This is a genomic window from Nonomuraea glycinis, from assembly GCF_014646515.1.
Classification (GTDB): Bacteria; Actinomycetota; Actinomycetes; order Streptosporangiales; family Streptosporangiaceae; genus Nonomuraea; species Nonomuraea glycinis.
Map to the genome: position 1 here is coordinate 242,962 of NZ_BMNK01000013.1, position 25,405 is coordinate 268,366.

The 25,405-nt window shown below is 65.9% G+C and carries 11 protein-coding genes; 8 read left to right on the forward strand and 3 right to left on the reverse strand.

Annotation, left to right across the window (positions count from 1 at the left end):
• Window positions 1-29 precede the first annotated feature (29 nt).
• Window positions 30-992 carry a protein NO VEIN domain-containing protein gene (locus tag IEY87_RS31570; protein WP_225277821.1) on the reverse strand — a complete coding sequence of 321 codons (963 nt, stop codon included), beginning with the start codon at window positions 990-992 and terminating at the stop codon, window positions 30-32.
• 764 nt (window positions 993-1,756) lie between these two features.
• Between IEY87_RS31570 and pglW the strand changes: the two genes are divergently transcribed.
• The 7 genes from pglW (at window position 1,757) to IEY87_RS31605 (ending at window position 22,388) form a co-directional block, all read left to right on the forward strand.
• The gene (pglW, locus tag IEY87_RS31575; protein WP_189142466.1) at window positions 1,757-5,938 is read left to right on the forward strand and encodes a BREX system serine/threonine kinase PglW; all 4,182 of its coding nucleotides are present in this window, start codon (window positions 1,757-1,759) and stop codon (window positions 5,936-5,938) included.
• Between the two features lie 336 nt (window positions 5,939-6,274).
• Window positions 6,275-8,773 carry a GmrSD restriction endonuclease domain-containing protein gene (locus tag IEY87_RS31580; RefSeq protein WP_189142467.1) on the forward strand — a complete coding sequence of 833 codons (2,499 nt, stop codon included), beginning with the start codon at window positions 6,275-6,277 and terminating at the stop codon, window positions 8,771-8,773.
• A 199-nt stretch (window positions 8,774-8,972) separates the two neighbouring features.
• Window positions 8,973-12,539, forward strand: coding sequence for a BREX-2 system adenine-specific DNA-methyltransferase PglX (gene pglX / locus IEY87_RS31585; RefSeq protein WP_189142468.1), 3,567 nt, complete (start codon window positions 8,973-8,975; stop codon window positions 12,537-12,539).
• Window positions 12,540-12,546: 7 nt separating this feature from the next.
• A complete protein-coding gene (locus tag IEY87_RS31590; protein WP_189142469.1) occupies window positions 12,547-16,248 on the forward strand; it encodes a DUF6079 family protein in 3,702 nt (1,233 codons plus the stop codon).
• Between the two features lie 41 nt (window positions 16,249-16,289).
• The gene (gene pglZ / locus IEY87_RS31595) at window positions 16,290-18,902 is read left to right on the forward strand and encodes a BREX-2 system phosphatase PglZ (RefSeq protein ID WP_189142470.1); all 2,613 of its coding nucleotides are present in this window, start codon (window positions 16,290-16,292) and stop codon (window positions 18,900-18,902) included.
• Window positions 18,899-20,203 carry a BREX system ATP-binding protein BrxD gene (gene brxD / locus IEY87_RS31600; RefSeq protein WP_189142471.1) on the forward strand — a complete coding sequence of 435 codons (1,305 nt, stop codon included), beginning with the start codon at window positions 18,899-18,901 and terminating at the stop codon, window positions 20,201-20,203. The genes pglZ and brxD overlap by 4 nt, the downstream gene beginning before the upstream one ends.
• A gap of 31 nt (window positions 20,204-20,234) precedes the next feature.
• A complete protein-coding gene (locus IEY87_RS31605) occupies window positions 20,235-22,388 on the forward strand; it encodes a DEAD/DEAH box helicase (protein WP_189142472.1) in 2,154 nt (717 codons plus the stop codon).
• Between the two features lie 774 nt (window positions 22,389-23,162).
• Here the strand turns inward: IEY87_RS31605 and IEY87_RS31610 are convergent.
• The gene (locus IEY87_RS31610) at window positions 23,163-23,462 is read right to left on the reverse strand and encodes a hypothetical protein (protein ID WP_189142473.1); all 300 of its coding nucleotides are present in this window, start codon (window positions 23,460-23,462) and stop codon (window positions 23,163-23,165) included.
• 2 nt (window positions 23,463-23,464) lie between these two features.
• Window positions 23,465-23,728 (reverse strand): hypothetical protein, encoded by a 264-nt coding sequence (locus IEY87_RS31615; RefSeq protein WP_194511347.1) that lies wholly within the window; start codon window positions 23,726-23,728, stop codon window positions 23,465-23,467.
• A 214-nt stretch (window positions 23,729-23,942) separates the two neighbouring features.
• Between IEY87_RS31615 and IEY87_RS31620 the strand changes: the two genes are divergently transcribed.
• A complete protein-coding gene (locus IEY87_RS31620; protein ID WP_189142475.1) occupies window positions 23,943-25,136 on the forward strand; it encodes a hypothetical protein in 1,194 nt (397 codons plus the stop codon).
• Window positions 25,137-25,405 lie beyond the last annotated feature (269 nt).

Below are 25,405 nucleotides of genomic sequence, written 5' to 3' on the forward strand. Positions count from 1 at the left end.
GCGGTAATCGGTGCCGTACAGCACGGTCGTTAGGAGGGGATGCGGTACTCGAAACGAGTCGGCCGCAGGTCCTCGTCAGCGGGTTCCCAGTCGGGTAGCAACGTCGTGGTGCCGCCGCTGGCCGTGAAGTTGGGGGTGATGCCCATGACGGTGATGTCGCTGACCACGAACAGATCGACTTCAGGGAACTCACGGGCGTGCTGGACTTCATTAGCAGTTAGCTCCACCGACGTGGGGGCGCCCGTGGTGCCCTTAACTTCCACACGTCGCTCGGCGCCGGCCTTTGTAAGGCGCAGGTCATAGGGCTTGCCGACCTCTTCCACTGTCCAGCCGGCCTGCCTGTAATGCTGTATTGCCAGGTCGACTGCGTGGCGCTCGACAGCCTCGCGCTTTCGCGGGTCGCTCTGCCGTCCGGTACCCGTGCCATGCTTAACGTTCCTTCGAGGCTTAGGACGCGTCGGCACCTGAACAGGGCGAGTCTGGTTCAACGGGATGATCGGAGCGCTGTCGGCATAGGAGAGCTTGGGGGTGACGCCCATGAGCTTGAACAGCTTGTCGGGATCGAACTGGACCGGCTTGCCGAATCCACGGTGGAGACCGGACCGGCGGATCGCGTCGCTGGCTGCCAGGGGTAAGGAACCGGCCGGGCCCAGAGGAGTGTTGGTGAGCTTGGCGAGCGGTTCGATGCCGAGCCGCGTCGGATACTTGACGCGTTGCTCATCTGTCTCGTCGGGCCAGTGTGGGGCTGTTCCCTCATAGACGATCCCCACTGCTTGACACACATACAGATCGATCGTGTCGCTCAGCCAGACCCCGAGGTCGACTCGCGGGTTTACGCCTGTTCCGAGAATGACGAAGTCCATCCTGGTGCCTGCATACTCCTCGATGCGGCTGGGAAAACCCCAAGATCGAGTCTCAAGCCCGAAGGCGAGGTTGTCCTGCCCCGTAGTGCTTTGGCTCACATGCACCATCAGAAACGAAGCTTTGGCCACATCGATCACGGTAACCGACAGATGCGGTCGTTCCCCCGTCAATACGGACACTTCGGAGGCTGGATCTCGCAGTCTAGGGCATGACCGATGCGTTCTCGTGGTTGGACGCTCGCTGGCAGGGTGAGGCAGGAGGGTTGAGAGGCCTCCGGGAGTAGACATGGAAGGGTGATTCGCAAGTTCATGTCCGGAGTTGCCTGTCGGAGCGGTGGTCGCCATGGGTGACGAGGAGGTGATCCCACGTGCGTGGGCGCAGGAGCACGGGTAGGGCAGCCGCTTGGCCCATTCTGACTTTGCTGGCCATGGAGGACGCGGATCGCTGCCTGGATGGAAGCCTCGGCCTGCGCCGTTGGTCATGGCTGCGAACCTGGAGCTGTGCGTGATGTGCCCAGGCTCGGCAATGGTGCTCGGTGTGGCGAAGGACTACTACGGGCTGGAGTCTCCTACGGATGTCGCGGCGGGTGTCGGCGAGGCGCGGCGACCGGCGCGTACTGATGTGGCGTTCTCTCGCGTACCTGGCGTCACGGGCAGTATTCAAGGGACGAGGTCTGCACGCAGTTCGAGCGCTACGTTCCGATAGTACGGTCGGCGGGGCTGCGCACGTTGGCGGCTGATCCAGCTGCCCTTCCCGCCTGACGCCCGTGGCTCCGGGTGCACGAGCTGCCGCTAGGTCGACAGTCGTGGCGGTGCCCCTGCTTCGGTCGGCGATCCCATGAGCGGGAATTCTTTCTCGCGCTAGACTCCCCGCAGAGAAACGGAGGGATCGGGTGGAACCCGGAAGCAAACGGTGGGTCGAGGTCACACCTTCGGAGCACGCGCACGAGCGCGGTGGCCTTGCCGGCATCCGGGCCCGGCTTGCTGACGCCGATCCCTACCGGGCGTGGAGCAACTTCACCTTCACCACGCGCAGCGGTCGCCAGTACGAAGTCGACCTGCTGGTCATCGGGAAGGGCGGCATCTACCTCCTGGAGCTCAAGCACTGGTCGGGGACCATCACCGGCGACCACCAGACCTGGTTCCACAACGGTGACGCCGAGGACAACCCGCGCATCCTCGCCGACAACAAGGCCAAACACTTCAAACAGCTGCTCCTCGACGCCGGGGGGCGCGACCTGCCCTTCGTGCACGCCGGTGTGGTGCTCCACCAGCCGGACGCCCAGGTGCGCCTCACCGAACGCGGCCGACGCGGTGTCTACCGGATCGACGGGCAGGGGCCCGGTGGGCTGGATGAGCTGGTCAAGGACGCGCTGGCCGCCGAGCCGCGGATGCCTCGAGACCTGATCAACGGCAGGCGCTCCGCGGAGCTGGCCAGGTTGATCGAGAAAGCGGGCGTGCGCCGCAGCGTTCGGCACCGCAAGGTCGGCAACATGCTGCTCGAGGACGACCCGCTGGCGGAGGGGCCGGGCTGGCAGGACTACCTGGCCAAGCACCCGGTGCTGGAACGGGTCCGCCGGGTCCGCTTCTACCTGGTCAACCAGGCTGCGTCCCAGGAGGACCGCAGCGCGATCCTGAGGGCCGCCAAGCGCGAGTTCGTCACGCTGGAGAACCTCAACCACCCTGGCATCGCCCGCGCGATTGAGTTTTACGAGCACGAGCGCGGCCCCGCCGTTGTGTTCGAGCACGACCCGACCGAGACGCGCCTCGACCACTTCCTACAGCAGAAGGCCGGCGAGCTGACTGTCGATCAGCGTATCGACCTTGTCCGCACGCTCGCCAACACGCTGCGATATGCCCACTCCCGGCGGCTGGTGCACCGCAGGCTGAGCCCGCTGTCCATCTTCGTCCGCACCCTTGCCTATAGTCGGTACGGCGTACGCATCCGCGACTGGCACACCGCAGGCCAACTGGTGCCCGGCTCGCCCAGCCACAGCACCTACGTGGCGGGCACCCGCACGCTGGAGGCCCTGACCGACAAGGGCGCCCACGGGTACATCGCGCCTGAGACGCTGCACAACCCGGCGGCCGACGCGATCCTGGCCGACGTATTCGGGCTCGGCGCCGTCTCATACCTGGTCTTCACGGGAAGTGCACCGGCCGAGACCAGCGAAGTGCTGCAGCAGCGACTGGCCCGCGAACGGGGTCTTGACGTCGCTGTTGAGCTGGACGGTGCCGCGCAGGCGATGATCGACCTGGTCAAGGACGCCACTGCGGGCGACGTCGATCTGCGGACCGAGTCGGTGGAGAGGTTCGTCCAGGGCCTGGAGCAGTTGGTCGGCGAGCTCACCGCGACCGAGGAGGCCGCGCAGCAGGTCGATCCGCTGGACGCGGTACCCGGCTCGAAGATCGGCCCCGCCGATGATCCGGTCCGGTTCGAGGTCGTCGAGCGGCTGGGCCAGGGCTCCACCGCGCTCGCTCTGCTCGTTAAGGACACCAAAAAGGCCGAGGACGCCAAGCACGGCCAGGCCGTACTAAAGGTGGCGCTGGACGAGGACGGAGCCCGAAAGCGGCTACTGGACGAGGCCGAGGTGCTGCCGCTCGTCCGGGACCTGCGCATTGCGGGCAACCTCGAAGAGCCGATGCTCGTGGGCGGCCGGACCGCTCTGCTTCTGGAGAACGCGGGCAGGGAGAGCCTGGCGGCTATGATTCGCCGCGAAGGCCGGCTTTCTCTCGACTTTCTGGGCCGCTGGGGCAAGGACCTGCTCGAGATCCTGTCCGCACTCGACCTGGCGGGCGTCAACCACCGCGACATCAAGCCCGACAACCTGGCCTTCCGTGAGCTGGGCAAAAGCCGCGAGGTCCACCTCACGCTCTTCGACTTCTCGCTGTCGAGGGCGCCGCTGGAGCAGACCGGTGTCGGCACCCCGCCCTATCTCGACCCGTTCTTCGACCCCGTGCACCGGCCCCGCTACGATGCGGCGGCCGAGCGGTACGCCGCGGCGGTGACGCTGCACGAGATGGCGACCGGGCAGGCCCCGGCTTATGGCACCGGTAACAGCCACCCCGCGCTGATCGACAGCGACGTCACGATCGACCCGGACGCATTCGAGCCCGGCCCGGCCCGCGACGGAGTGATCGCCTTCCTACGCAAGGCACTCGCCCGAAACGTCGCCGACCGTCACGACTCCATCGAGAGCATGCGGATCGAGTGGCGGGCCGTCTTCGACGCCGTCCCACCCGCCGCGGCCACGCCTACCAGCGTCAACCCGGTCACCGGTCAGGAGCTCGATGAGGCGGCGGGTAGGGCAGCGCTGGACACGCTGCTTGCTTCCGCCGGTCTCACCCCGCGAGCGGTCGACGCGCTGCACCGCATCGACGTCCGGACCGTCCGGGACCTGTTGGCCCGCTCGCCGTTCGAGCTCTCCCGGCTATCTGGCGTGGCAGACCCGACCAAGCGTGAGATCAGGCGCAGGGCAAAGCAGTGGCGGGCACGGCTCCAGTCGTCCGCCCCTGTGGCGGTCGCCGAGGACGACAACCCGGCCGGATCCGGGCGCGGGGTCGACGCGGTGCTGCGCTCGCTGATATCGAAGGCCGCGAAGCAGGACTCCACAGAGGCACGCGTGCTCCGCCTCTACCTCGGGCTGGAGGAGACAGAGTCCGCTTGGCCGAGCAACACCGAGCTGGGGTCGGCCGCTGGCGTTACCGCGGGTCGGGCGGGGCAAATCCTCCCTACTGCTCGTAAGGGCTGGCGTCAGCGCAGGTCCCTCACTGAGGTCCGCGACGAGATCGTCGACCTTGTCGCAGATGCGGGAGGCGTGCTCTCCGCGGAGGGGATCGCGGAAGCGCTGCTCACCTCTCGTGGCTCGGAGACAGCGGGTGACCAGCGGACGCGCCGTGCACTGGGCCTGGTGCGGGCCGCTGTCGAGGTCGAGGGCGAGCGTGGCGGAGAGGCGAGACTGCTGCACCGGCGCTGCCACGACTCGGCCGTGGTCGCTTTGGAGAAGCCCACCGATCCTGACGCGGTGCCCGGCACCGACCTGCTCGACTACGCGGTACGGCTTGGTAAGGTCGCCGACCTGCTGGCCGCCGAAGACCCGCTTCCGAGCGCCGCACAGACCGAGACCGTGCTCCGCGGGGTACGGCTGCCGCAAGGCATGGCCGAACTGCCGGCCGATCGACTCGCGGCACTCGGCGCGGCGGCCTCGGAGAAGGCGGCGGCCAACGGTCGTGGCGAGATCTATCCGCACGGCATAGACCCGAGGCGGGCCCTGGAGCAGCTCGCCTCCTCGCTCGGTGTAGTCCGGCACGGGATGGACCTCGATCAGCTTAAGGCCCGGGTTCGCGCCCGCTATCCGAAGGTCGGCGACTTGCCGGAGAGCCGCCACGACCTGGACGCGCTGCTCCACCTCGCCAAGGTCCCGCTGGTCTTCAGCGGCGGTGTCTACCGGCCAAGGGACATCCAGACCAGCAACCTCCCGACCTCCCACTGGCCGACGAGGACCCGGCTCAGAGGTGGTTCGTCGGTCGACCGGAACTTCGCCGACTTCGAGCGGCAGATGGAGGTATCGCTGCAGGAGCGCGGTTCCGTCACGATCAGCGTCGACTACCCGTTGTACGTCCGGGCGATCCCCGCGCTGCGGGACCGGTTCGGCCTCCAGGTGCTGGACGTCACCGCCGAGCTGCTCACCGCGATGCGGGCGAGCGCCGACGCCTACAACGTGGACTGGTCGATCGTGCTCCGAGCCGACCGGCCGGACGCCGCTCCGCAGGACGTTGCGAACCTCCGCCGGCTCGTCGAGCTCGCCGCGGCCGGGCTGGAGGAGATGCTGCTGACCGACCCGGCTCCGCTGCTCGTTGTGGAGGCGGCCCCGCTGGCTCGCTACGACCGGCTCACCGTGCTGGAGCGGCTCGCCGACAAGGCTACCGCACGGCCTGCCGCCCGGTGGCTGCTCGTGCCCGTCGACCGGGACGGCCGACCGTACCTCGATCATCGCCCGGCCCCGGGCGCGCTCGGTGCGCTCCGGCTCTCCACGACGTGGGTCAACGGGCATCAGCAGTCGGCTGCCTCGTAGTCATCTGTTTAGATGCAGAGTCTCACCTGAGATCGTTGCTCACTATTTGAAGTGAAATCTCGGCGATCAGGTTAGGGCGGTGAGAGTCATCCGCCCTTACCGGAGTCGCCATTGCAGGGTAGACGGATCGTGATGTGCCGGGTCTACCGGGACCCGAGGCTGCGATCGAGGCACTCTTCTGGGCGTTCTCCGAGGCGCGGGTTTGTATATCTCGACTCAACAAAATGATGCGTTAGATAACGTTTGTTATGTTTTGTCGTGTTTGCGCTCTCCTTGGCATCATGGGAAGATCCAGAAGGTCGAGATCTCTCGCGATACATGCGCCGGAGGGTCGCGGTGAAGGCCGTTCAGATCACGCTTCGCAGCCTGTTCAAGGCTGAACAGCAGATGGTAGTTCCTCTCTATCAGCGTCCCTACTCTTGGGGGCGTGATCAGCTGGAGCGACTCTGGTCTGATATCAGCAGACAGGCTGCTGCTCTTAAGGAGAACGGTGTGGCTGGCCACTTCTTGGGCTCGGTCGTGCTCGCACCAAGTCCCGATTCAGTGCAGTGGGATGTCCGTTGGATCGTCGTGGACGGACAGCAGCGGCTGACCACGTTGCTTTTGGCGTTATGTGTGATTAGAGATCACCTAGCAATGGAGGATCCCGGACACCGGAGCCGCATAAATGGCCTGTGTCTTATAAATGCAGACAAGCAGGAAGAGCGACGCTATAGACTTCTGCCAACTCACGCTGACAGGCAGGAATTCCAGTTGTGCGTCGAAGGGGTAGGCGAAGATGTCGACGGCAAGATCGGCGAAGCTTACCGATTTTTTCGAGAGAAGCTGATCGAGGTTGATGACCCTGCAGATCCGGACAGTATTCGGCGCATCGAGACGGTGATTCTTGACTGCCTCGATCTTGTACAGATCGCAGCTGGGAGGGACGACGATGTCTTCCAGATCTTCGAGTCGATCAATAATACCGGGATGAGACTTAGCGAGGCTGATCTCATCCGCAACTATGTCTTCATGTGTCTGCCGACGCGAAGTGAGGACGTTTACGAGCAACACTGGTTGCCGGCCCAGCGTCGCCTGGGCATCAAAGGACTCGAAGAGCTCATGCGTCTGATGCTTGTGCTCACGTATGGTGAGCAAGCTCAGAGGATGGATGTCTATCGCGGCCATCAAAAGCTGCTTCATAATGCCCGTGGTGATGAGGAAAATGTCGAGCAGTACGTGGTCGAGCTAGCTCGGCGAGCGGGCCACCTGGAACGCATATTGAAACCCGATGAGACGACGTCGATCGGTGTCAGCATCGCTTTCCTGGGTGGATTCAGAACCACCTCAACGTACCCGGTGATCATGAAGCTTCTTGAATTTCTGGATGATGGACATGCGGCTGATCAAGAGGTCGTCCAGGCTCTGCAGTACATCGAAAGCTTCCTTGTGCGACGGTTCATCGGGCGTGTGCCGGCTTCTCTGACCCCCGTATTCCAGCGACTCGCCCGCCTCCTCACCCCCAACCAGCCGGTGACTGAGACGGTTATGGCAGAATTATCTCGTCCTCAACTGAAATGGTCGTCAGACAAGGAATTTCGCAGGGACGTTACCGAGAAGAACTTCTACGGTTGGGGCTCTCAGTCGCAGCAGAAGTTCATTCTAAGGCGTTTGGAGGAGAGCTATCCTTCGAAGGAGCGCGCCGACCTTTCCTCCACGGATATCACTATTGAGCATGTACTACCGCAGAATCCGACGGAAAGCTGGCTCAACGGGCTCGCAGGAGAGGGCGATGATCCTCGGCTTATGCACCGTCAATTAGTCCACACCTTAGGCAACCTCACGCTCACTGGGTACAACCCGGAGCTTGGCAACACGCCTTTTGAGCAGAAACGTGAGCTCTTTCGGGGCAGCGGCATCGCGATGAACCAGAAGATCGCCCAGCATGATAAGTGGGGGAAGGAAGAGATCCTTGCCAGAGCCGAGGAGCTTGCAGACCGGGCCATTGAGATCTGGCCGGGCCCGGACGAGTCCAGTCGCGTCGAGGTTCCGGTGCCTGACTGGGCGCCGCTCACACGGATTCTTGCCGCGATTCCACCCGCAACCTGGGTCTCGTATGGTGACTTGGCATGGTTGATTGGCTCCCATGCTGTACCAGTACGGGTGTACCTCGACAAGGAATCCGTACCCGGCAGGCATCGAGTGCTCACCTCGGACGGAGAGCCGCCGTCCGATGGCCGATCGGTGACCAGAAACGAGTTGCGACAGGCGATGCAGTCGCTGGTGGACGATGGGATCGAGCTCGACGAGCTTGGGCGGGCACGTGCTGAACAGCGGATCATTGTCCGGGAGCTGGCCAAGGAGCTGGGGCTGCTGGGTGCGAAGGGCCTGCGAGAATCGGAGCTTTCCCATGGCGAGCACCAGTACATCAGCGACCCACAACGGCATTACCTTGAGCGGCTCGGGGAGACGAGCGGCCCTCAGGTCGCCGGAGCGGTGCAACGGCTGTTGGATCACTGGAGGTCCCGCGGTGGTGAGTTGGAGTACACCCGGGGTGGAGCCTCCTGTGCCCCCATTCTCCGAAGGGGACGCGAGGTTCTAGCCGCGCTCCGCTTCTACGCTGAGAAAGTTGAGATTCCCTTCGGAACGCTCAAGCGAAGAGCGCCGCTCGATGATGCTGCACGTCGTAAGGCGTTCCGGGATCGACTCAACGCTGCTCCTGGTGTGGACATCCCGGTGACGAAGCTACAGAACTACCCGTCATTCCGTGTGACCTTGCTCGCTGACGAGGCGGTCTGGGATGTGGTGCTCGGTGCCCTCGACTGGTTCCAGGACATAGTGCAGCAGGAGCCCTGAGCTCCGACGGGTGGGAATGCCTGGCTGAGCGGAGTGGCCATCTTCGCGCCGTATTGGATCTTCGAGTACTCGTAATTGTTATGCGGCTGGTCAGGCGGGGTGCGGTGGGTGCGCCAAACTAGTAGGGCATAGCAGGGCACGCTCTGGCACAGGCCCTGGCAGGGTCGTCGGTCGGTAACGTCACGGGAAGGTGAGCCAGGTGTCGATCGTCTCCGCCGCACTCCTTAAGGACCTTCAGAGGCAGGCGGCGCTGGTCGCTGATGACCTGCGGGAGCAGGTGGAGCGAGTCCCTGAGATCGGGGCGCGGTTGAAGGGGATGCACCGGGCCGCCGACCAGGTCGGTCGGACCGGGGAGACCTGGAACGACTGGCTTACCGCGCAATGTAACCAGGCCGCGAGCTCGTGGGTGATCGCCTGTGCGTTCATCCGGTTCTGCGAGGACAACGACCTCACTAGGCACCGGTGGATCGCCTCCCGCGACGCCGCCGGCAACGCCATCTCCGACGCGGCCGATGCCGAGGCCGCCTGGATCCAGCGCAACCCCCGGCTGACCGCCCGCGAGTGGCTGCGGGAGGCGTTCACCTGGCTCCGCTCCACCCGGGCAGGGCACGGGCTCTTCCCCGACACTGACTTCATCTGGTGGTGGGACATCTCCGCCGATCGGGCCGAGGCGCTGATCGCCGCGTTCCGGCGGCGCGACGAGGACGGTGTACGACTGGCGCACGACTTCCACAGTGCAGAGCTGGACACCCGGTTCCTCGGCGACCTATACCAGGACCTGTCCGAACACATCCGCAAGCGGTACGCGCTGCTGCAAACCCCTGTCTTCGTGGAGGAGTTCATCCTCGACCTCACGCTCACGCCCGCTCTGGACGACTTCGGGCTTGACGGACTAAAGCTGATCGACCCGACATGCGGGTCGGGGCACTTCCTGCTGGGGGCGTTCGACCGGCTGCTGGAGGCGTGGGGCGAGCAGGCGCCGGGTTTGGACGAGCGGGTGCGGGTGCAGAAGGTGCTCGACAGCGTGCACGGGGTCGATATCAACCCGGCCGCGACTGCGATCACCAAGTTCCGGCTGATGGTGGCGGCGCTGAAGGCGTGCGGTGTCGCCCGGTTGGATGCCCCGGATGCCCCGGCGCTCGACCTCAACATCGCCACCGGGGACACGTTGTTGTACGGCGGAGGCTTGAGCGGCGGCCGACAGATGACGCTGGGCTTGGTGGAGAACGACCTGCTCGCCTCGCACCTGTACGACTGGGAGGACGTCGACCGGTTTCCCGGCATTCTCGACTACGGCCGCTACCACGTGGTCGTCGGCAACCCGCCGTATATCCAGGTCAAGGACAAGGCGCTCAATCAGGCGTACCGGGAGCGGTACGAGAAGACCTGTGCTGGAAAGTACGCGCTCTCGGCGCCCTTCGCTGAGCTGTTCTTCCGGCTGGCGGTCAGGGACGCCGATCGACCGGGGTATGTCGGCCAGATCACCGCGAACTCGTTCATGAAGCGGGAGTTCGGCAAGAAGCTGATCGAGGGGTTTTTTGCCGGGAATGTTGATTTGACGCATGTCATCGATACCTCTGGCGCCTATATTCCAGGTCACGGAACGCCGACGGTCATTCTAATCGGAAAGAACCGATACCCGAATCGCCTGGGCAGTGTTCGCGCTGTTCTTGGTGTCCGGGGCGAGCCTACTCAGCCGGAAATTCCCGCTCTGGGTTTGGTCTGGCGCTCCATTGTCGATCACGTTGATCAGCCTGCTTCGGAGACCGAATACATCTCTGCTGCAGACATGCCCCGCGAGCGGCTTTCCAGCCATCCATGGTCGCTCTCTGGAGGTGGCGCGCCAGAGCTTTCTGAGCTTCTCGGTAAGCGGAGCATGACGCTAGGAGCAATTCCCGCCGAAATCGGTATGACCTGCCTTACTCTTGAAGACGATGTCTATCTAGTCCCCCGAGACTTGGTTCGCCGGCGGGCTCTAGCCAATCTGTGTGTCCCGCTCGTCAGTGGGGATGAAGTTCGCGACTTTAAGATTGAGGATTCCAATTTCACGTTGATGCCGCAGGAGTGGAACGGCGATCGGCGTGAACTGACGAAGCAGGCAAATCAATATATCTGGGCGTGGCGCACTAATCTGAAGAAACGCTTGTACTTCGGAAAGATTCCTGAGCAGCGCGGTCTTCGTTGGTTCGATCTCGGGATGTTCTTTGCTGATCGTCATCGCATGCCGTTGTCCGTTGCATTTGCGTTTGTGGCGACGCATAACCACTTCGTGCTGGACCGGGGTGGGAAGGTCTTCAATCGTACCGCACCAGTGATCAAGCTGCCGAAGGCAGCCACCGAAGATGATTATCTGCGGCTGCTCGGGCTGCTCAACTCCTCCACCGCCTGCTTCTGGCTCAAACAAGTTTGTCACGACAAAGGTAATGGAGGAATTGGTGGTGGCATCGCTGCCGAGGAATGGGAGCGGTTCTACGAGTTCACCGGGACAAAACTGCAGGAATTTCCACTGTCCAGTGGCGCGCCACTGGAGCGGGCTCGACGGCTTGATAGGCTCGCCCAGGAACTCGCCTTCGTCACCCCTCAGGCCGTCTGCGCGCAAGCCGTACCCACGCGTGAAGCCCTGATCGAGGCCCGGCGCAGCTATGACGCCATCCGAGCCGAGATGATCGCCGTCCAGGAGGAGTTGGACTGGGAGGTCTACCAGCTCTACGGCATCGTGGACGAGGACCTGACCTACCCCGGCGACGACCTGCCAGCGCTGGCCCTCGGGCAGCGCGCGTTCGAGATCGTGCTTGGCCGCAAGCTTCTCGACGGTGAGACCGACACCCAGTGGTTCGCCCGGCATGGCTCCACCCCGATCCGGGAGATCCCCGCACACTTGCCGCAGGCATACCGTGACCTGGTCCAGCGTCGGATCGAGATCACGGCGAACAAGCCGCTCCTCGGCCTCGTCGAACGCCCTGAGTGCAAGCGGCGCTGGGCGACGGAGCCGTACGACAAGATGCAGTCCCAGGCGCTGCGCAGTTGGCTGCTCGATCGGCTGGAGGACGAGCGCCTCTGGATCGATGGCGGTGCGCCCCGGACGCTGAGCGTGGCGCAGCTCGCCGACCTGGTCCGCACCGACGCTCACTTCCGGCAGGTCATGGAGATCTATCTCGGCCGCCCCGACTACGACGTCACCTCCGAGCTCGTCGCTCTCCTCAAGAACGAGCACGTGCCGTACCTCGCCGCCCACCGCTACACTGCCGCCGGCCTGCTCCTGCGGCAGGACTGGGAGCACGTTTGGGCCCTGCAGCGCCAGGAGGACGCGGGGGAGAAGGTTGAGATCCCGGTGCCGCCGAAGTACGCGTCCAAGAACTTCATCGCCGCGAGCTACTGGAGGCACCGCGGAAAGCTCGACGTGCCCAAGGAGCGGTTCACCGGCTACCCGGGGGCCGAGCGCGAGGGTGACGCCACCCCGGTGTACGGCTGGGCGGGCTGGGACCACCTCCAGCAGGCCACCGCGCTGGCCAACCTGCTGATCGAGCGCGCCTATCCGGCGGGCGATCCGCGGGCGGTGCCACTGCTGGCCGGCGTCGCCGAGCTGGAGTCCTGGCTGCACCAGTGGTACGGAGACTACGACGCGCTTTACGCCGCGAGCCCGGCAGAGTATTTCACCGGCTGGCTGGAGACCCAGCTCACCGAGCACGGCCTGACCCGCGAGGCGCTGGCAGCCTGGCGCCCAGAGCCCAAGCAGCGCGGCCACCGCGCCAAGAAGGGAGCCTGACCCCTATATGGCGACTCTGCTCAAGGACGTCATCGCCATCCCCGAGGAGCTGAGTGCGAACGACTTCGTGCTCAAGCTCAGCGACGGCGTCTCCGCGGTCAAGGCGACCCTGGCCAGCTACGTCGTCACGCCACAGCTCGCGAGCTCCTTCGACGAGGCGCTGTCCTATATCAAGGGGGCCCTGGAGAAGGGCCGCAGCGACGCGGCGTTCCTGCACGGCTCGTTCGGCTCCGGCAAGAGCCACTTCATGTCCGTGCTGCACGCCGTACTCCGGCACGACCCGGACGCCCGCGGGCTGCGCGGTCTGGAGGGCGTGCTCGCCAAGCACGACGCGTGGCTGGCCGGGCGGAAAATCCTCTGCCTCACCTACCACCTGATCGGCGCGTCCTCCGTCGAGGAGGCAGTGCTCGGCGGGTACGTCGAGCAGGTCCGCCGGTTGCATCCGGACGCGGCGCTGCCCGAGGTGCACAGCACCGACAGTCTGTTCGCCGATGCCGACAACCTGCGCTTCAGGCTCGGCGACGAGGCGTTCTTCACCGGGCTCGGCAGCGGAGCGAACCCCGGCTGGGGCGCGCTCGCCACCGGATGGGACGCCGACTCCTATGTGCGGGCCCGCCAGGCCGAGGTAGGCGACACCGAGCGGGGCCGCCTGGTGTCCGCCCTCGTGGACGCTTACTTCCGCAGTTACACCCGGGGCGCGGCCTACCTGTCGCTGGACGAGGGCCTGGAGGTTGTCAGCGCCCACGCCAGGCAACTCGGCTACGACTGCGTAGTGCTCTTCCTCGACGAGTTGGTGCTCTGGCTCGCCTCCCGCACCTCCGACTCGGCGTTCGTCGGCAAGGAGGGCTCCAAGGTCGCCAAACTGGTCGAGTCGGCCGCGGCGCACCGCGCGGTGCCGCTGGTGTCGTTCGTGGCCAGACAGCGGGACCTGCGCGACTTCCTCGGCGCGAACGTGCCCGGCGCGGAGAAGTACGCCATCGGCGAGACGTTTCGCTGGTGGGAGGACCGCTTCAACAAGATCACCCTGCAGGACCGCAACCTTCCGTTGATCGTGGAGCGGCGGCTGCTCGCTCCTCTGCCCGGAGCCGAGGGCGCGCTGGAGGCGGCGTTCGCCAAGGTGACCCGCGAGCCGAAGGTGTGGAACGTTCTCCTGGAGGGCCTGGACGAGTCGTCCGACGCGGCGGCGTTCCGGCGGACCTACCCGTTCTCTCCGGCGCTGGTCTCCACCATGGTCGCCCTCTCCAGTCTGCTGCAGCGGGAGCGCACGGCGCTGCGCACCATGGCCGAGCTGCTGCGCCGCGGCCGGGGCGAGCTGACCGTCGACGACATCATCCCTGTCGGGGACATCTATGACGTGCTGATGGACTCCGGCGTCGTGCCGCTCACCGACGAGATGAAGCAGCACTTCGCCAACGCGCGCACACTGTACGAGGAGAAGCTGCTGCCGCGGCTGCTCGACCGGCACCGGCTTGCCACTGCCGACGACGCCAAGGACCTGCCGCGCACCCACCCGTTCGTCACCGACGCCCGGCTTGTCAAGACCGCGCTGTTGGCCGCGCTCGCGCCGAACGTCCCCGCGCTGCGCACCCTCACCGCGCAGAAGCTGGCCGCGCTCAACCACGGCACCATCGCCACCCCGCTCAAGGGCATGGAGGCCCAGCGGGTGCTGGCGCTGTTCAGGGACCTCGCCGCCTCCGGAGTGAGCGAGATCCACCTCACCGACGAGCCGGCCAATCCGCTGATCACCATCCAGCTCGCCGGGGTGGACTACGAGAGCGTGCTGGATCGGGTCAGCAATCAGGACACCAAGGGCGAACGGCGCCGCCTGCTTCGCGAGCTGATCTTCGATTCGCTCGGTGTGTCCGGAGCCGGCGCCGATACGCTCGGCGGCGGCTACAGCCACTCGTTCGTGTGGCGAGGCAGCCGGCGCGTCGTCGACATCGTCTACGGCAACATCCGCAATGCCGAGGAGCTGCCAGACTCGGCGCTGCTCGCCGACGGCGACCGGTGGAAGATCGTCATTGACTTCCCATTCGACGAGGCCGGGCACGGCCCCAACGACGACATCGCTCGGTTTGAGAACCTCGAACGCGACGGCGTGCGCAGCCGTACTGTCGCCTGGGTCCCGGCATTCTTCACCGAGGCCCGTGAGAAGGATCTCGGCGAGTTGGTCTGCTTGCGCTACCTGCTCGCCTCCGACGACCGCTACGAGCAGAACGCCAGCAATCTGTCCATCCAGGACAGGGCCACAGCCAAGGCACTGCTGAAGAACCGCAAAGCCACGCTGGAGGACAAGCTCCGGCAGGTCATCCAGCAGGCGTACGGTGCGGCCAAGCGGGAGCCGGCCGACATTGACGGCGCCCGCGGTCACAGCTCGTTCTTCGCCGCGCTGGACCCGCAGATCACCCTGCCGGGGGCGCCCGTCGGCGCTCGGCTGGCCGACTGCCTGGCTCACCTGTTGGATCAGATGCTGTCGGCGCAGTACCCTGACCACCCCAAGTTCCCCGGCGAGGTCCGCAAGAGCGACGCGAACATCGTGCTGCAGTATCTCGACGCCGCCGCGGCGGAGGAGTCGGGCCGGGTTCCGGTGGCCGCCAAGGACCGGGAGGTCCTGGGCAGGGTGGCCAACCCACTCGGGGTCGGCGAGAGGCTGGAGAACGCCTTCCTGTTCAGCCCCGACACCTTCCCCTGGCGCAAGCACTTCACCCAGCTCGCAGCACAGGAGGGTTTGAACGAGACCATTGGAGTCAGCAGGCTGATCGAGTGGCTGGATCGGCCGCACCCGCGCGGCCTCGACGCCCACACCCGCGGCCTAGTCATCGCGGCGTTCGCGCTGATGCAGGACCGCGAGTGGTACCACAACGGTAGCGGCCCCGTCGCCCGGCCCCCGCTCGACCGCATCGACGGCGGCTACGAACTGCGGCTGCCCCGGCTTCCCGGCGACCCCGACTGGCGGCGGGCCGTGGACCGCGCGGCCAAGATCTTCGGCGTGCACGTGACGGCGCTGAAGTCGGCGGCCAATGTGGGCCGCCTTGCAGGTAAGGTCCGCGCCGAGGCGCATGAGCTTCAGACGGCGGCTCGTGAGCTCGTCACCGTGCTCACCGCCCACCGCGAGATGCTCGGCCTCGCACAGGACACCGGCAGGCTCGCCACCGCCAGGGATGCCGCCTCGCTTGTCGGGAACCTGGCCGAGGAGGGCGACGCGACCGGGCTGGCTGAGCTGCTGGCCCGTGCGCCGATGGGGGCCACCGAGGAGGTGCTCGGGCGGTCGCTGAAGTCCGCGCGCGATGTCGTGGCCGCGCTGGAGGGCACGGACTGGGACCTGCTCGACGCCATCGGGACCATGAGCGGCGATCAGCAGGCCACAGCCATCCTGGAGCGGCTGCGGGAGGCGGCCCGGCGCAACGAGTTCCAGGAGGCTCTGGGGCCCGTCCTGTCGGAGACCCGCCGCCGCGCCCGGATGCTCCTGGCCAGCCGGGTGCCTGACCCCTCGCCCGGGCCCGGACCGGACAAGACCGGCGGCGGCACCTCTCCGGTCGGCGGATCCGGTGGTACGGCGGGCAGCACATCGGGTTCGCGCAACGGCCAGGGGGCAGGCTCGGTGAGCGTGCGCGGCGCGCGGATCGACGAGGCGGTCCAAAAGCTGCGGGCCTTCGCCTCCCAGCACCCCGACGCGGAGATCACCATCACCTGGAGCGTGCGGAAGTGACCGGCCTCCGGCCTCCACTGGCCGCCGCTACCCTGCCCGTGGTGCGCGCCATCGTCGGCAAGGTCCAGCGCGCAGACCGGGAGCAGCGGGTGGTGGGCATCCACGCCCGCCCCGAATGGGCTGGCGAGCCCTCCTTCCCGCTGGGCGACACCGTCGTCCACGTCCGGCCCTGCCCCTCGGCGCTGGCCGTATGGGAGGCGGTGAAGCAGCACCGCGACGGCTACCTGGTTGTGCTCACCGACGTGGACGACGGCGACCTCGGCATCGGGCTTCGGGCTCACCTGGCAAACGGCAGGCTGTTTGCACTGCGACCATGGGAGATGATCAAGCAGTCCTTTGAGGCGCGCACTCTCGACCCGCTCCTGCTGAACGAGGGCTGGGCAGCGAGCGCACTGGCCCGTTGGGAGCCCACTGAGGGATGGCCGCCTGTACCCGGCGGCGCGCTCACCCGCGACCATGCCCTCGGCCACCTGGCCTCGGTCGTGTTCGGCGACGACATCGGCGGCGCCCCCTACCTCCTCCCTGAGCATCCAGACACGCTCAGCCTGCTGCGCTGGACGCTCGACCCGGTCGCCCTCGGCCGCTTGGCCGCGCTTCCCGCCGACGTGCGCGAGGGGCTGACTCGGTGGCTGGGCGACGTCACCGGACCGGCGGGCGTCTGGACCCTGCGCGCGGTGGCGGCGGGGCACGGCGGAGACGCCGTGCCGCTCGCCCTGGTCGCCGGGCTGCTATGGCAAGACGGCGTCCAGTCGGTGGCGACCGAGGCCCGCGGCCTGGTCCGCGCCCGGCTGGGTGGCGCCGATCTGCCTGCCGAACAGGCACAGACCTGGGCACGGGCAGCTGTAGCACTGATCGGCCGGCTCGACTACCCCGGCAGCCTGCTGGACCGTGCCGAGTCCCTGCTGCTCGAGTTCAACGCCACCACCCTGATTGCCAAGTCCGCCTTGCTCCCCGGCGCCTACGACGTGCGGTTGCGCAACTTTGCGAAAGCTGTACGGCAGGCGCTGTCCGCCCCTGACGCGGCGACGCTGCGCCAGGCCGAAGACGCGCACGTCCACCTGGTCTCCCACGAGCTAGCCGCGCTGCCTCCGCTGATCTCACGTACGGCGACGGCCCGGATGGCGCTGCGACTGGTGCGCTGGCTCGCCACCTCCGACGAGCCTGCGCCCACGCTGGCCGACGCGCTGCACGACCAGGTCCGCACCGGCGCCTACGTGGAGTGGGCCTTCGCCGATGTGTGGACCGGCGACCCCGACGACAAGGTCGCCAAGGCCTACCGGACGCTGCTGGACGCGGTTGCCGAGCGGCGGAGCGGTCGCGACCGGGTGCTCGCCCAGCACCTGGCCACTGCGGTCGCCGCCGACAGCGACCCCGGCAGCCTCGTTCCGATCGAGTCCGCGCTCGCCACGCTGGTGCGCCCTCTTGGTCGCTCGCTGCTGGTCGTGCTCGACGGCATGTCCGCAGGAGTTCTCGCCGAACTGGCCGACGAGCTCGTCCGTAGCCGGTGGACCGAGCTTGTCGACTCCGCCCTCGGCCACCGTAGGGTCCTGCTGCCTGTGCTGCCTACCGTCACCGAGGTATGCCGTACCAGCCTGCTCACAGGGACCCTGCGCACCGGCGGGCAGCACGATGAGAAGACGGCCTTTTCGGCCGTGACCGGCGATCCTCAAGCTTGCCTGTTCCACAAGAATGACCTGCGCACCCCCGGCGGCCACAGCCTCGACCCGGAGGTGAAGGCCGCGATTGACGGATCGGCCAAGGTGATCGGCGTCGTGCTCAACGCCGTCGATGACTCCCTCGACAAGATGGACCCGGGGGGCACCACCTGGACCCTCGCCCAGGTGCAGCACTTGCAGGCGCTCGCCGAGGCTGCCCGCATCGCTGGCCGTACGCTAATCCTCACCTCCGACCACGGGCACGTGGTCGAACGAGGCAGCATTCCACTAACCGGGACGAACGCGACCTCCGCCCGCTGGCGGCCTGCCACTGGACAGGTGTCCGAAGGGGAGATCGCTGTACAGGGCAAACGCGTGCTGCTCGGCGGCGGCAGTGTCGTGCTCCCCTGGAGGGAGGACCTGCGCTACGGCAGCAAGCGCGCGGGCTACCACGGAGGGGCCTCGGCCGCCGAGGTGGCCGTGCCGTTTGCCGTGTTCAGCCCGTCGCCAGTGAAAGATCTCGCTGGGTGGAAGCCCGCTCCGGCGCAGGAGCCCGCCTGGTGGAACACCACCGTCACCCACCGCAGGGAATTCGCTGCAGCCCCCCGCGCGCGGAAGGCTCCGGAGGGGCAGGGCGCGCTGATCGCCCTGGACGAGGTGGCATCGCCCCAGCAGTCCGCCTTGGAGCGGTTCTTGGATGAGCTGCTCGGCTCCGAGCTGTACGCTGCGCAGCGGGTTCGCGCCGGCCGGGCCGCACCCGACGTCACCCGGGTCCGCGGCGTGCTCGCGGCGCTGCTCGAGGGCGGCGGACGGCTGCACGAGTCCACGCTCTCCGCGGTGGCCGAGGTGCCGGCCGCGCGGCTGCGGAGCGTGCTGGCCGCGGTCCGCCGGGTGCTCAGCGTCGATGGCTACGACCCGATCAGCTACGACCCCGACGGGGTCACCGTGGTCATCTCGGTCGACGTGCTCGCCGAGCAGTTCGGGGTGGCGGCGCCATGAAGGTCAGCGAACGCCGCCGCCGCGAGGTGATCGACGCCCTGCGGCGGGGGACCGTGCCGTCGGCCGGACTCGACCTGCTCGCAGTCGGTCTCGACCGGTTCACCGAGGCGCTCGACGCCGAGCTGGTCACGGCGGCTCAGGGCGGCTCGGTCTTCAAGGCGGTCCGAGGCGAGTACGGCGCGGGTAAAACGTTCTTCGCGCGTTGGCTGGCCGAACGGGCCAAACAGCACGGTTTGGCCGTCGCCGAGGTGCAGATATCCGAGACCGAGACGCCGCTGCACAAGCTGGAGACCGTCTACCGGCGGCTGTGCGAGAACCTCTCCACCGCCGAGTTCTCACCGAGCGCGCTCCGCTCGATCGTCGACGCATGGATGTTCACCCTGGAGGAGGACTCTCTCGCCGCCGGGGTACCGGAGACCGACACCGCCGCCCTGGAAGAGGCGGTGGCCGTGCTGCTGGAGAAGCGGCTTGCTGAGGTGAGCAGGTCCGCTCCCACCTTCGCCGCCGCGCTTCGCGGCTACCGTACGGCTGTCGCCGAGGGGGACGCGGCCACTGCCGAGGGCGTGCTGGCTTGGCTGGGCGGGCAACCGCACGTGGCCGCGTCTGCCAAACGCGCCGCCGGAGTTCGCGGCGATCTCGACCACTTCGGCGCCCTGGGCTTCCTGCAGGGGTTGTTGACCGTGCTGCGTGACTCTGGCCACCGGGGGCTGCTGCTCGTGCTCGACGAGGTCGAGACCCTGCAGCGGGTTCGCTCAGACGTGCGCGATAAGGCACTCAACGCGCTGCGCCAGCTCGTCGACGAGGTCTACTCCGGCCGCTTCCCTGGCCTGTATGTGCTCATTACCGGTACTCCCGCCTTCTTCGAAGGGCCGCAAGGGATACAGCGGCTCGCGCCGCTCGCTTCCCGGCTCGCCACGGACTTCACTACCGAACCACGGTTCGACAACCCACGTGCCGTACAGATTCGCCTGCCCGGGTTCGCCCATGACGGCCTGCTAGAACTGGGCACCCGGGTGCGCGACCTGTACGCCGTCGGAGCCTCGTCGCGGATCGCCAGCGTGGTCGACGACGCGTACATCGCCGCCCTTGCCCGCGCCGTGGCTGGCTCGCTCGGCGGCAAGGTCGGCGTTGCCCCCCGGGTGTTCCTGAAGAAGCTGGTCGGCGAGGTGCTCGACCGGGTCGACCAGTTCCCCGACTTCGACCCGCGCGTGCACTACCAGCTGACTGTTGGGGCCGGTGAGCTCAACGAGGTCGAACGCAATGCGGCCTCACTCGATGACATCCCGCTGGACGTCCCATGAAGGAGTCCGCCGCCCAGGTGAGGACGGTGCGATGGTGAGCTCCGCCGAGCTCCACCCGGTGGTGCTGCACCACATCGTCAACACACTCGGCTGGCACGATCTGCGTCCGCTTCAGCAGGCCGCGATCGAACCCGTGCTCGCTGGGGCGGACGCGCTGCTGCTCGCCCCGACCGCGGGCGGCAAGACCGAGGCGGCGGCGTTCCCGCTGCTGTCGAGGATGGCCGCGGACAACTGGCAGGGCACCTCGGTGGTCTACCTGTGCCCGATCAAGGCGCTGCTCAACAACCTGCTGCCCCGGCTGGAGGGGTACGCGAGCTGGATCGGGCGGCGGGCCGCTCTCTGGCACGGGGACGTCACCTCGGCCCGACGCAAGCAGATCCTGCGCGACCGGCCCGACATCCTGCTGACCACGCCCGAGTCGCTAGAGGCGATGCTGGTCAGCGCTAACGTCGACCACCGGCAGTTCTTCTCCGGGGTACGGGCCGTCGTCGTGGACGAAGTGCACGCTTTCGCCGGGGACGACCGCGGCTGGCACCTGCTCGCCGTACTGGAACGGCTCACCCACCTACTCGGCCGCCCGATCCAGCGCATCGGCCTGTCGGCCACCGTTGGCAACCCGCCCGAACTGCTGAACTGGCTGCAGGGCTCCGCCCTGGGGAGCCGCCCAGGTCAGATTGTTGCACCGGACCTCGCCCGGCCGGCCGTATCGGGTCCTGTCCCGGGGGCCGCACCGGACCCCGCCCAGCCTGCGGCTCAAGCCGTACCGGCCGGAGAGATCCAGCTTGACTATGTCGGATCGGCGGCCAATGCCGCCAAGGTGATCGCCGTGCTGCACCGGGGCGAGAAGCGGCTGGTCTTCTGCGACTCTCGACAGCTCGTTGAGGAACTGGGCCACTCGCTGCGGGCGCTCGGCGTCACCACCTTCCTCTCCCACGCTTCCCTGTCTGTGGATGAGCGGCGCCGATCGGAGGAGGCGTTCGCGCAGGAACGCGACTGCGTCATCGTCGCCACTTCCACGCTGGAGCTCGGTATCGACGTCGGCGATCTCGACCGGGTCATTCAGATCAATGCACCCGCCACCGTCGCCTCCTTCCTGCAGCGCATCGGTCGCACCGGCCGCCGCGCTGGTACCGTGCGCAACTGCCTGTTCCTCACACTCACTGAGGATGCGCTGCTGCAGGCAGCCGGATTGCTGCTGCTGTGGGGCCGCGGCTGGGTCGAGCCCGTTGTCCCGCCCCCCGAACCCAGGCACATTGTCGCGCAGCAGATCCTCGCGTTGTGCTTGCAGGAGCACCGCGTGGGGGACCGGCTCTGGCCGGAGTGGTGGAATGGGCTCGCCCCCTTCGGACGCGGAGCCGAGCCGATCGTGCGGCATTTGGTCGCACATGGGTACCTGGACTCCGATTCCGGGATGCTGTTCATCGGCCCGGAGGCCGAACGGCGCTTCGGGTTCCGGCACTTTATGGAGATGACCTCGGTGTTCACCGCCGACCCGGAGTTCAATGTGCTGTGGGGGCGCAAGGAGGTCGGGCGCGTTGACCCGGCCCTGCTGAGCGGGGAGGTGGAGGGGCCCCGGCTGCTGCTGCTCGCCGGGCGGACCTGGCGGGTCACCTACATCGACTGGCGCCGGCGCCGCTGCTTCGTCGAGCCCTCCGACGGGCGGGGGCGGGCCCGCTGGAACAGCAGCGGTGGAGCCAGCGGCCTGTCCTTCGCGCTGACGCGGGCCATGCGTTCGGTGCTGCTCGGTGATGATCCACCGGGTGGCCTCACCCAGCGGGCCAAGGACCGGCTCGCCGTTCTCAGGGAGGACGCCGTGGACATCGTTCACCCCGGCGGGACCGTCATAACCCGAGACCCGGAGGGCGACATGCGGTGGTGGACGTGGGGCGGGTTCTGCACCAACGCCACGCTCGCGGCCACACTGACCGGGATCGCGGACGAGGGGCAGCGCGTCGATGAGGAATACCTGCGGCTCCGCGACGACGTGACGCCGGAGAAGTGGAAGGCGGCGATAGCCGGCGCAGTTCTGTCCCTGCCGGAGATTGACGACAAGGCGCTGGCCGGACTGAAGTTCGGCGTCGCCCTTCCGAGACGACTCGCGATCGCCACGCTGGCCTCCCGGCTGGCTAGCCCTGAGGAGGCGGCAGCCGTACTCGCGGAACCATCCCGTTGGACGATGCGCTGATTAGGAACGGGAGCCAGCCACAACGTTGAGCGGCCTTTCCCCTGGTCAAAGCTGCAGGTGATGGCTGATGGTGCCTACCCTTATACGGCAGCGTTGCTGTATGCCGCTGCTGTATGGCACCACTGAGAGCGGGTCAGTTCTCCGTCCGGCGGTAAGGGCCCGTACCGCAGGGCCTCCAGGCCCAAGGAAGGGAAGCCCCCGTGGCAGCCTGACCATCCGCTTTCAGGCGGATCAATCATCCTGGCTGGCTGATTGAGACGGTGGTCAGGTGCGTGGACGGTGACGCGCAGCGTCGGCGTGCGGGGACGTTGCTGTCAGCGCTGCTGTCACCTCAGCCATGGTCACCCGGTGGCAAAGCCCGACGTAGGAGGGCCTTGCCGGCGATCGCCCCAGCCCGTATGGCGGGTACCGAAGTCTGCGATCGTCACGGCCTCAGCTACCATGCGGCCTTCTTATCCGTAGCCAGTTCGAGATCGTGCACGGGCGTCTACCGCTGACAGTAGAGCCTGCTCGGCGGCCTCTCTGGCTTGATCACCTTCCAACGGGGTCCACCGCTGTCCAGGGACGTTGTTAGCATCGGCGTTAGCAAGATCATCGTGGCTAGCGACTTCTTGCCAGCGCGGCATAGGACTGACCGAGGACCGATGGCCTGCTCGGGGAGACTCGTTAGTCGTCGAAGCTGGCGATCCATTCGTTGATGAACTTCGACGCCTCGTCAGCGGTGACGACATCGCTCCTGGGCGCGAGGCCGAGGCTCTCGACGAGCAATTCTGGTCATACGGGCTCCCCCGTGACGACCAGGTAGCACGACAGGCCCTCACTCATCTGAGGCGACATCGAGGAGACGAACGCATCGCGGCGGAACCCGTTACAGAGCAACAGCAGGTTCTGCTGTTGCAGCTCCGCTCTCAGCTGGCGCAAGGTGTCTTCGAAGTCGATCGACGAGCGAACCTTGATCGATGAAGCGCCAGCGCGGTTCAGCCGGAGCTCGTATGTCTCGTCATCGTTCTGCGCTGTCACCTGGCATGGCAGAAGGGATTCGTCCGCCAAGTTGACCAACTCGAGGTCGTGCATGCTCACCTAGGCACGTAGTGGGGGTTCGGAATCCAGACGTCGTCAGCGCTCCCGTACTTGCCCGGCTTCCAGGCTCCTCTGATCTGCGATGGATCGATCCGCTTGAACCCGACGGGCCTACGATCAAGGGAATCATCGTGGCGCTCGCCGACGCGTTCTACGAGGCCGCGATCGACAAGGGGAGGCAGATCCGCCTTGCTCGGGATCTTGAGGTATCCCCTCACAGTTCCTCCCTCCTGTTCATGGAGGCTTGCAGCCACCACCATGTCACCCCAGCTCACACCCCCGAATTCGCGTCTCCAGCCCTACCAACTACACGGAATGCGGCTCGTGGTAAGGCTTCTACCTTACGAGGTGTCCTTCGCAGTGGGCCGACGGCAGCATAAAGAGCACTCGTTCTCCCAGATCAAATGGCACCTCATGTGACTTTCAGGATCGAACTTCGGGCTTCATGCCGTGGAACCAGGCTAAGATGCTCCTATGGACATGTCTGGGTTGCCGGAAGGTGCGAACATCAACAATATCGAGATAGTCAATGATGATTCCTCGGCTGCTCCTCGCAACCTGGAAGGGTTCTCGCCTTACGCTGCCTATGTCGCCAGGAGTGAGGAAATCGAGGAACTCATCTCACTCACCTCGATATCATACGCGCTTTCCCAGCAACTCCTTCTTTCCACTCCCCCAGAACAGCTCACCGATATTACGTTTGACAATTCGACGTCTGAGCGTCGGTCGTTTTCAATGGCCGATGTCGCTATTGGAGACATCCTTGGAATGTCGGCCGGCTGGCTTTTATATGAAGAATACGCCCAGAAAACGGGTCGAAATCCTCAGGACGTAGCCAATCAGGCAGAGGCTGGCCTGCTTGGTCCGGTTCGGATCCGCCCTCCCGATGGCGCCCCGGTCATTCTTTGGCCGCCTGAAAGCGAGAGAGAAGCAGATTTTAAGGCGCCCGAGATCGGTTTTCGCAGCATCAAGTTGAACGTTGTGGTTAAGGCCAAGGTTGCGGCCGATTTAACATTTGATCCATCCGACCCGGTGCAGGCCGAGGTGGCTCAGAAGCATTTTCTGAAGTTGGCCAGTTCGCTAGGGGAGGTCGATAAAGTAGTAAAACGGGCCGAATTTCTCCTATTTCGCGCAGCCTTCCTGCTTCAGTGGACCAGCTTCGAAGTGTTTCTTCGAGAGACGATTGAGGAACTCTTGGTAAGACATCCTCAGGTAATTCTCGACTCGGCAGGAAAGAAGGAGAGCCTGTCCTATGGGCAGCTATTTTCGATGACTAACAAGCTCTCTTCGATAGAGAGTCTACGCCAAGAACTGATCGACATGGAGATCGAGAGGCTCCGCTCAAATGGTCGCTCAATCCATGGAATGATCAATTTTCTCAAGAGTGCTTTCCGCTTCAAACGCGATCCCTACAAGGCTTGGTATGTTTATAAAGGTAAGCGTCATGAAGCAACCTACAGCACGCTTATCGACATTAAGGAACGAAGAAACATTCTAGTGCATGAGGCGTCAGATGCTAGATCTGCTATTTTGGGAAAGGAAGGGCAGGGTCTGAGTGAGGAAGAATATGTGAAATATATCCTGGCCCTACGCTCTGTCGCTTATAGCATTTCATCTAGTGTGCACTTCAAGAAGTATGAGGTACAAGCTTCCAATGGTCCTGCCTAGTTAGGGCCCCGCTGCTTGTACCTGGCACGGCACATGGGGCCGTCCGTCGACAGTCGGAGAACCCCGTCATCCGGTGGCAAGCGGACCCGGAGCGCAGGGCCGCCAGGCCCGAGCACCGGAAGCCGCGCGGCAGCCGATCGCCCCGCCAGTTCGGAGATCGCCGAAGTGAGCGATCGTCACGGCGTTAACTGGTGACGTCTGACATCTGTGGGCGCGCTGGGCGGTGCGTGCCCGGACCGGCCGAAGAGCCGCAGCCGGGCACGCAGACC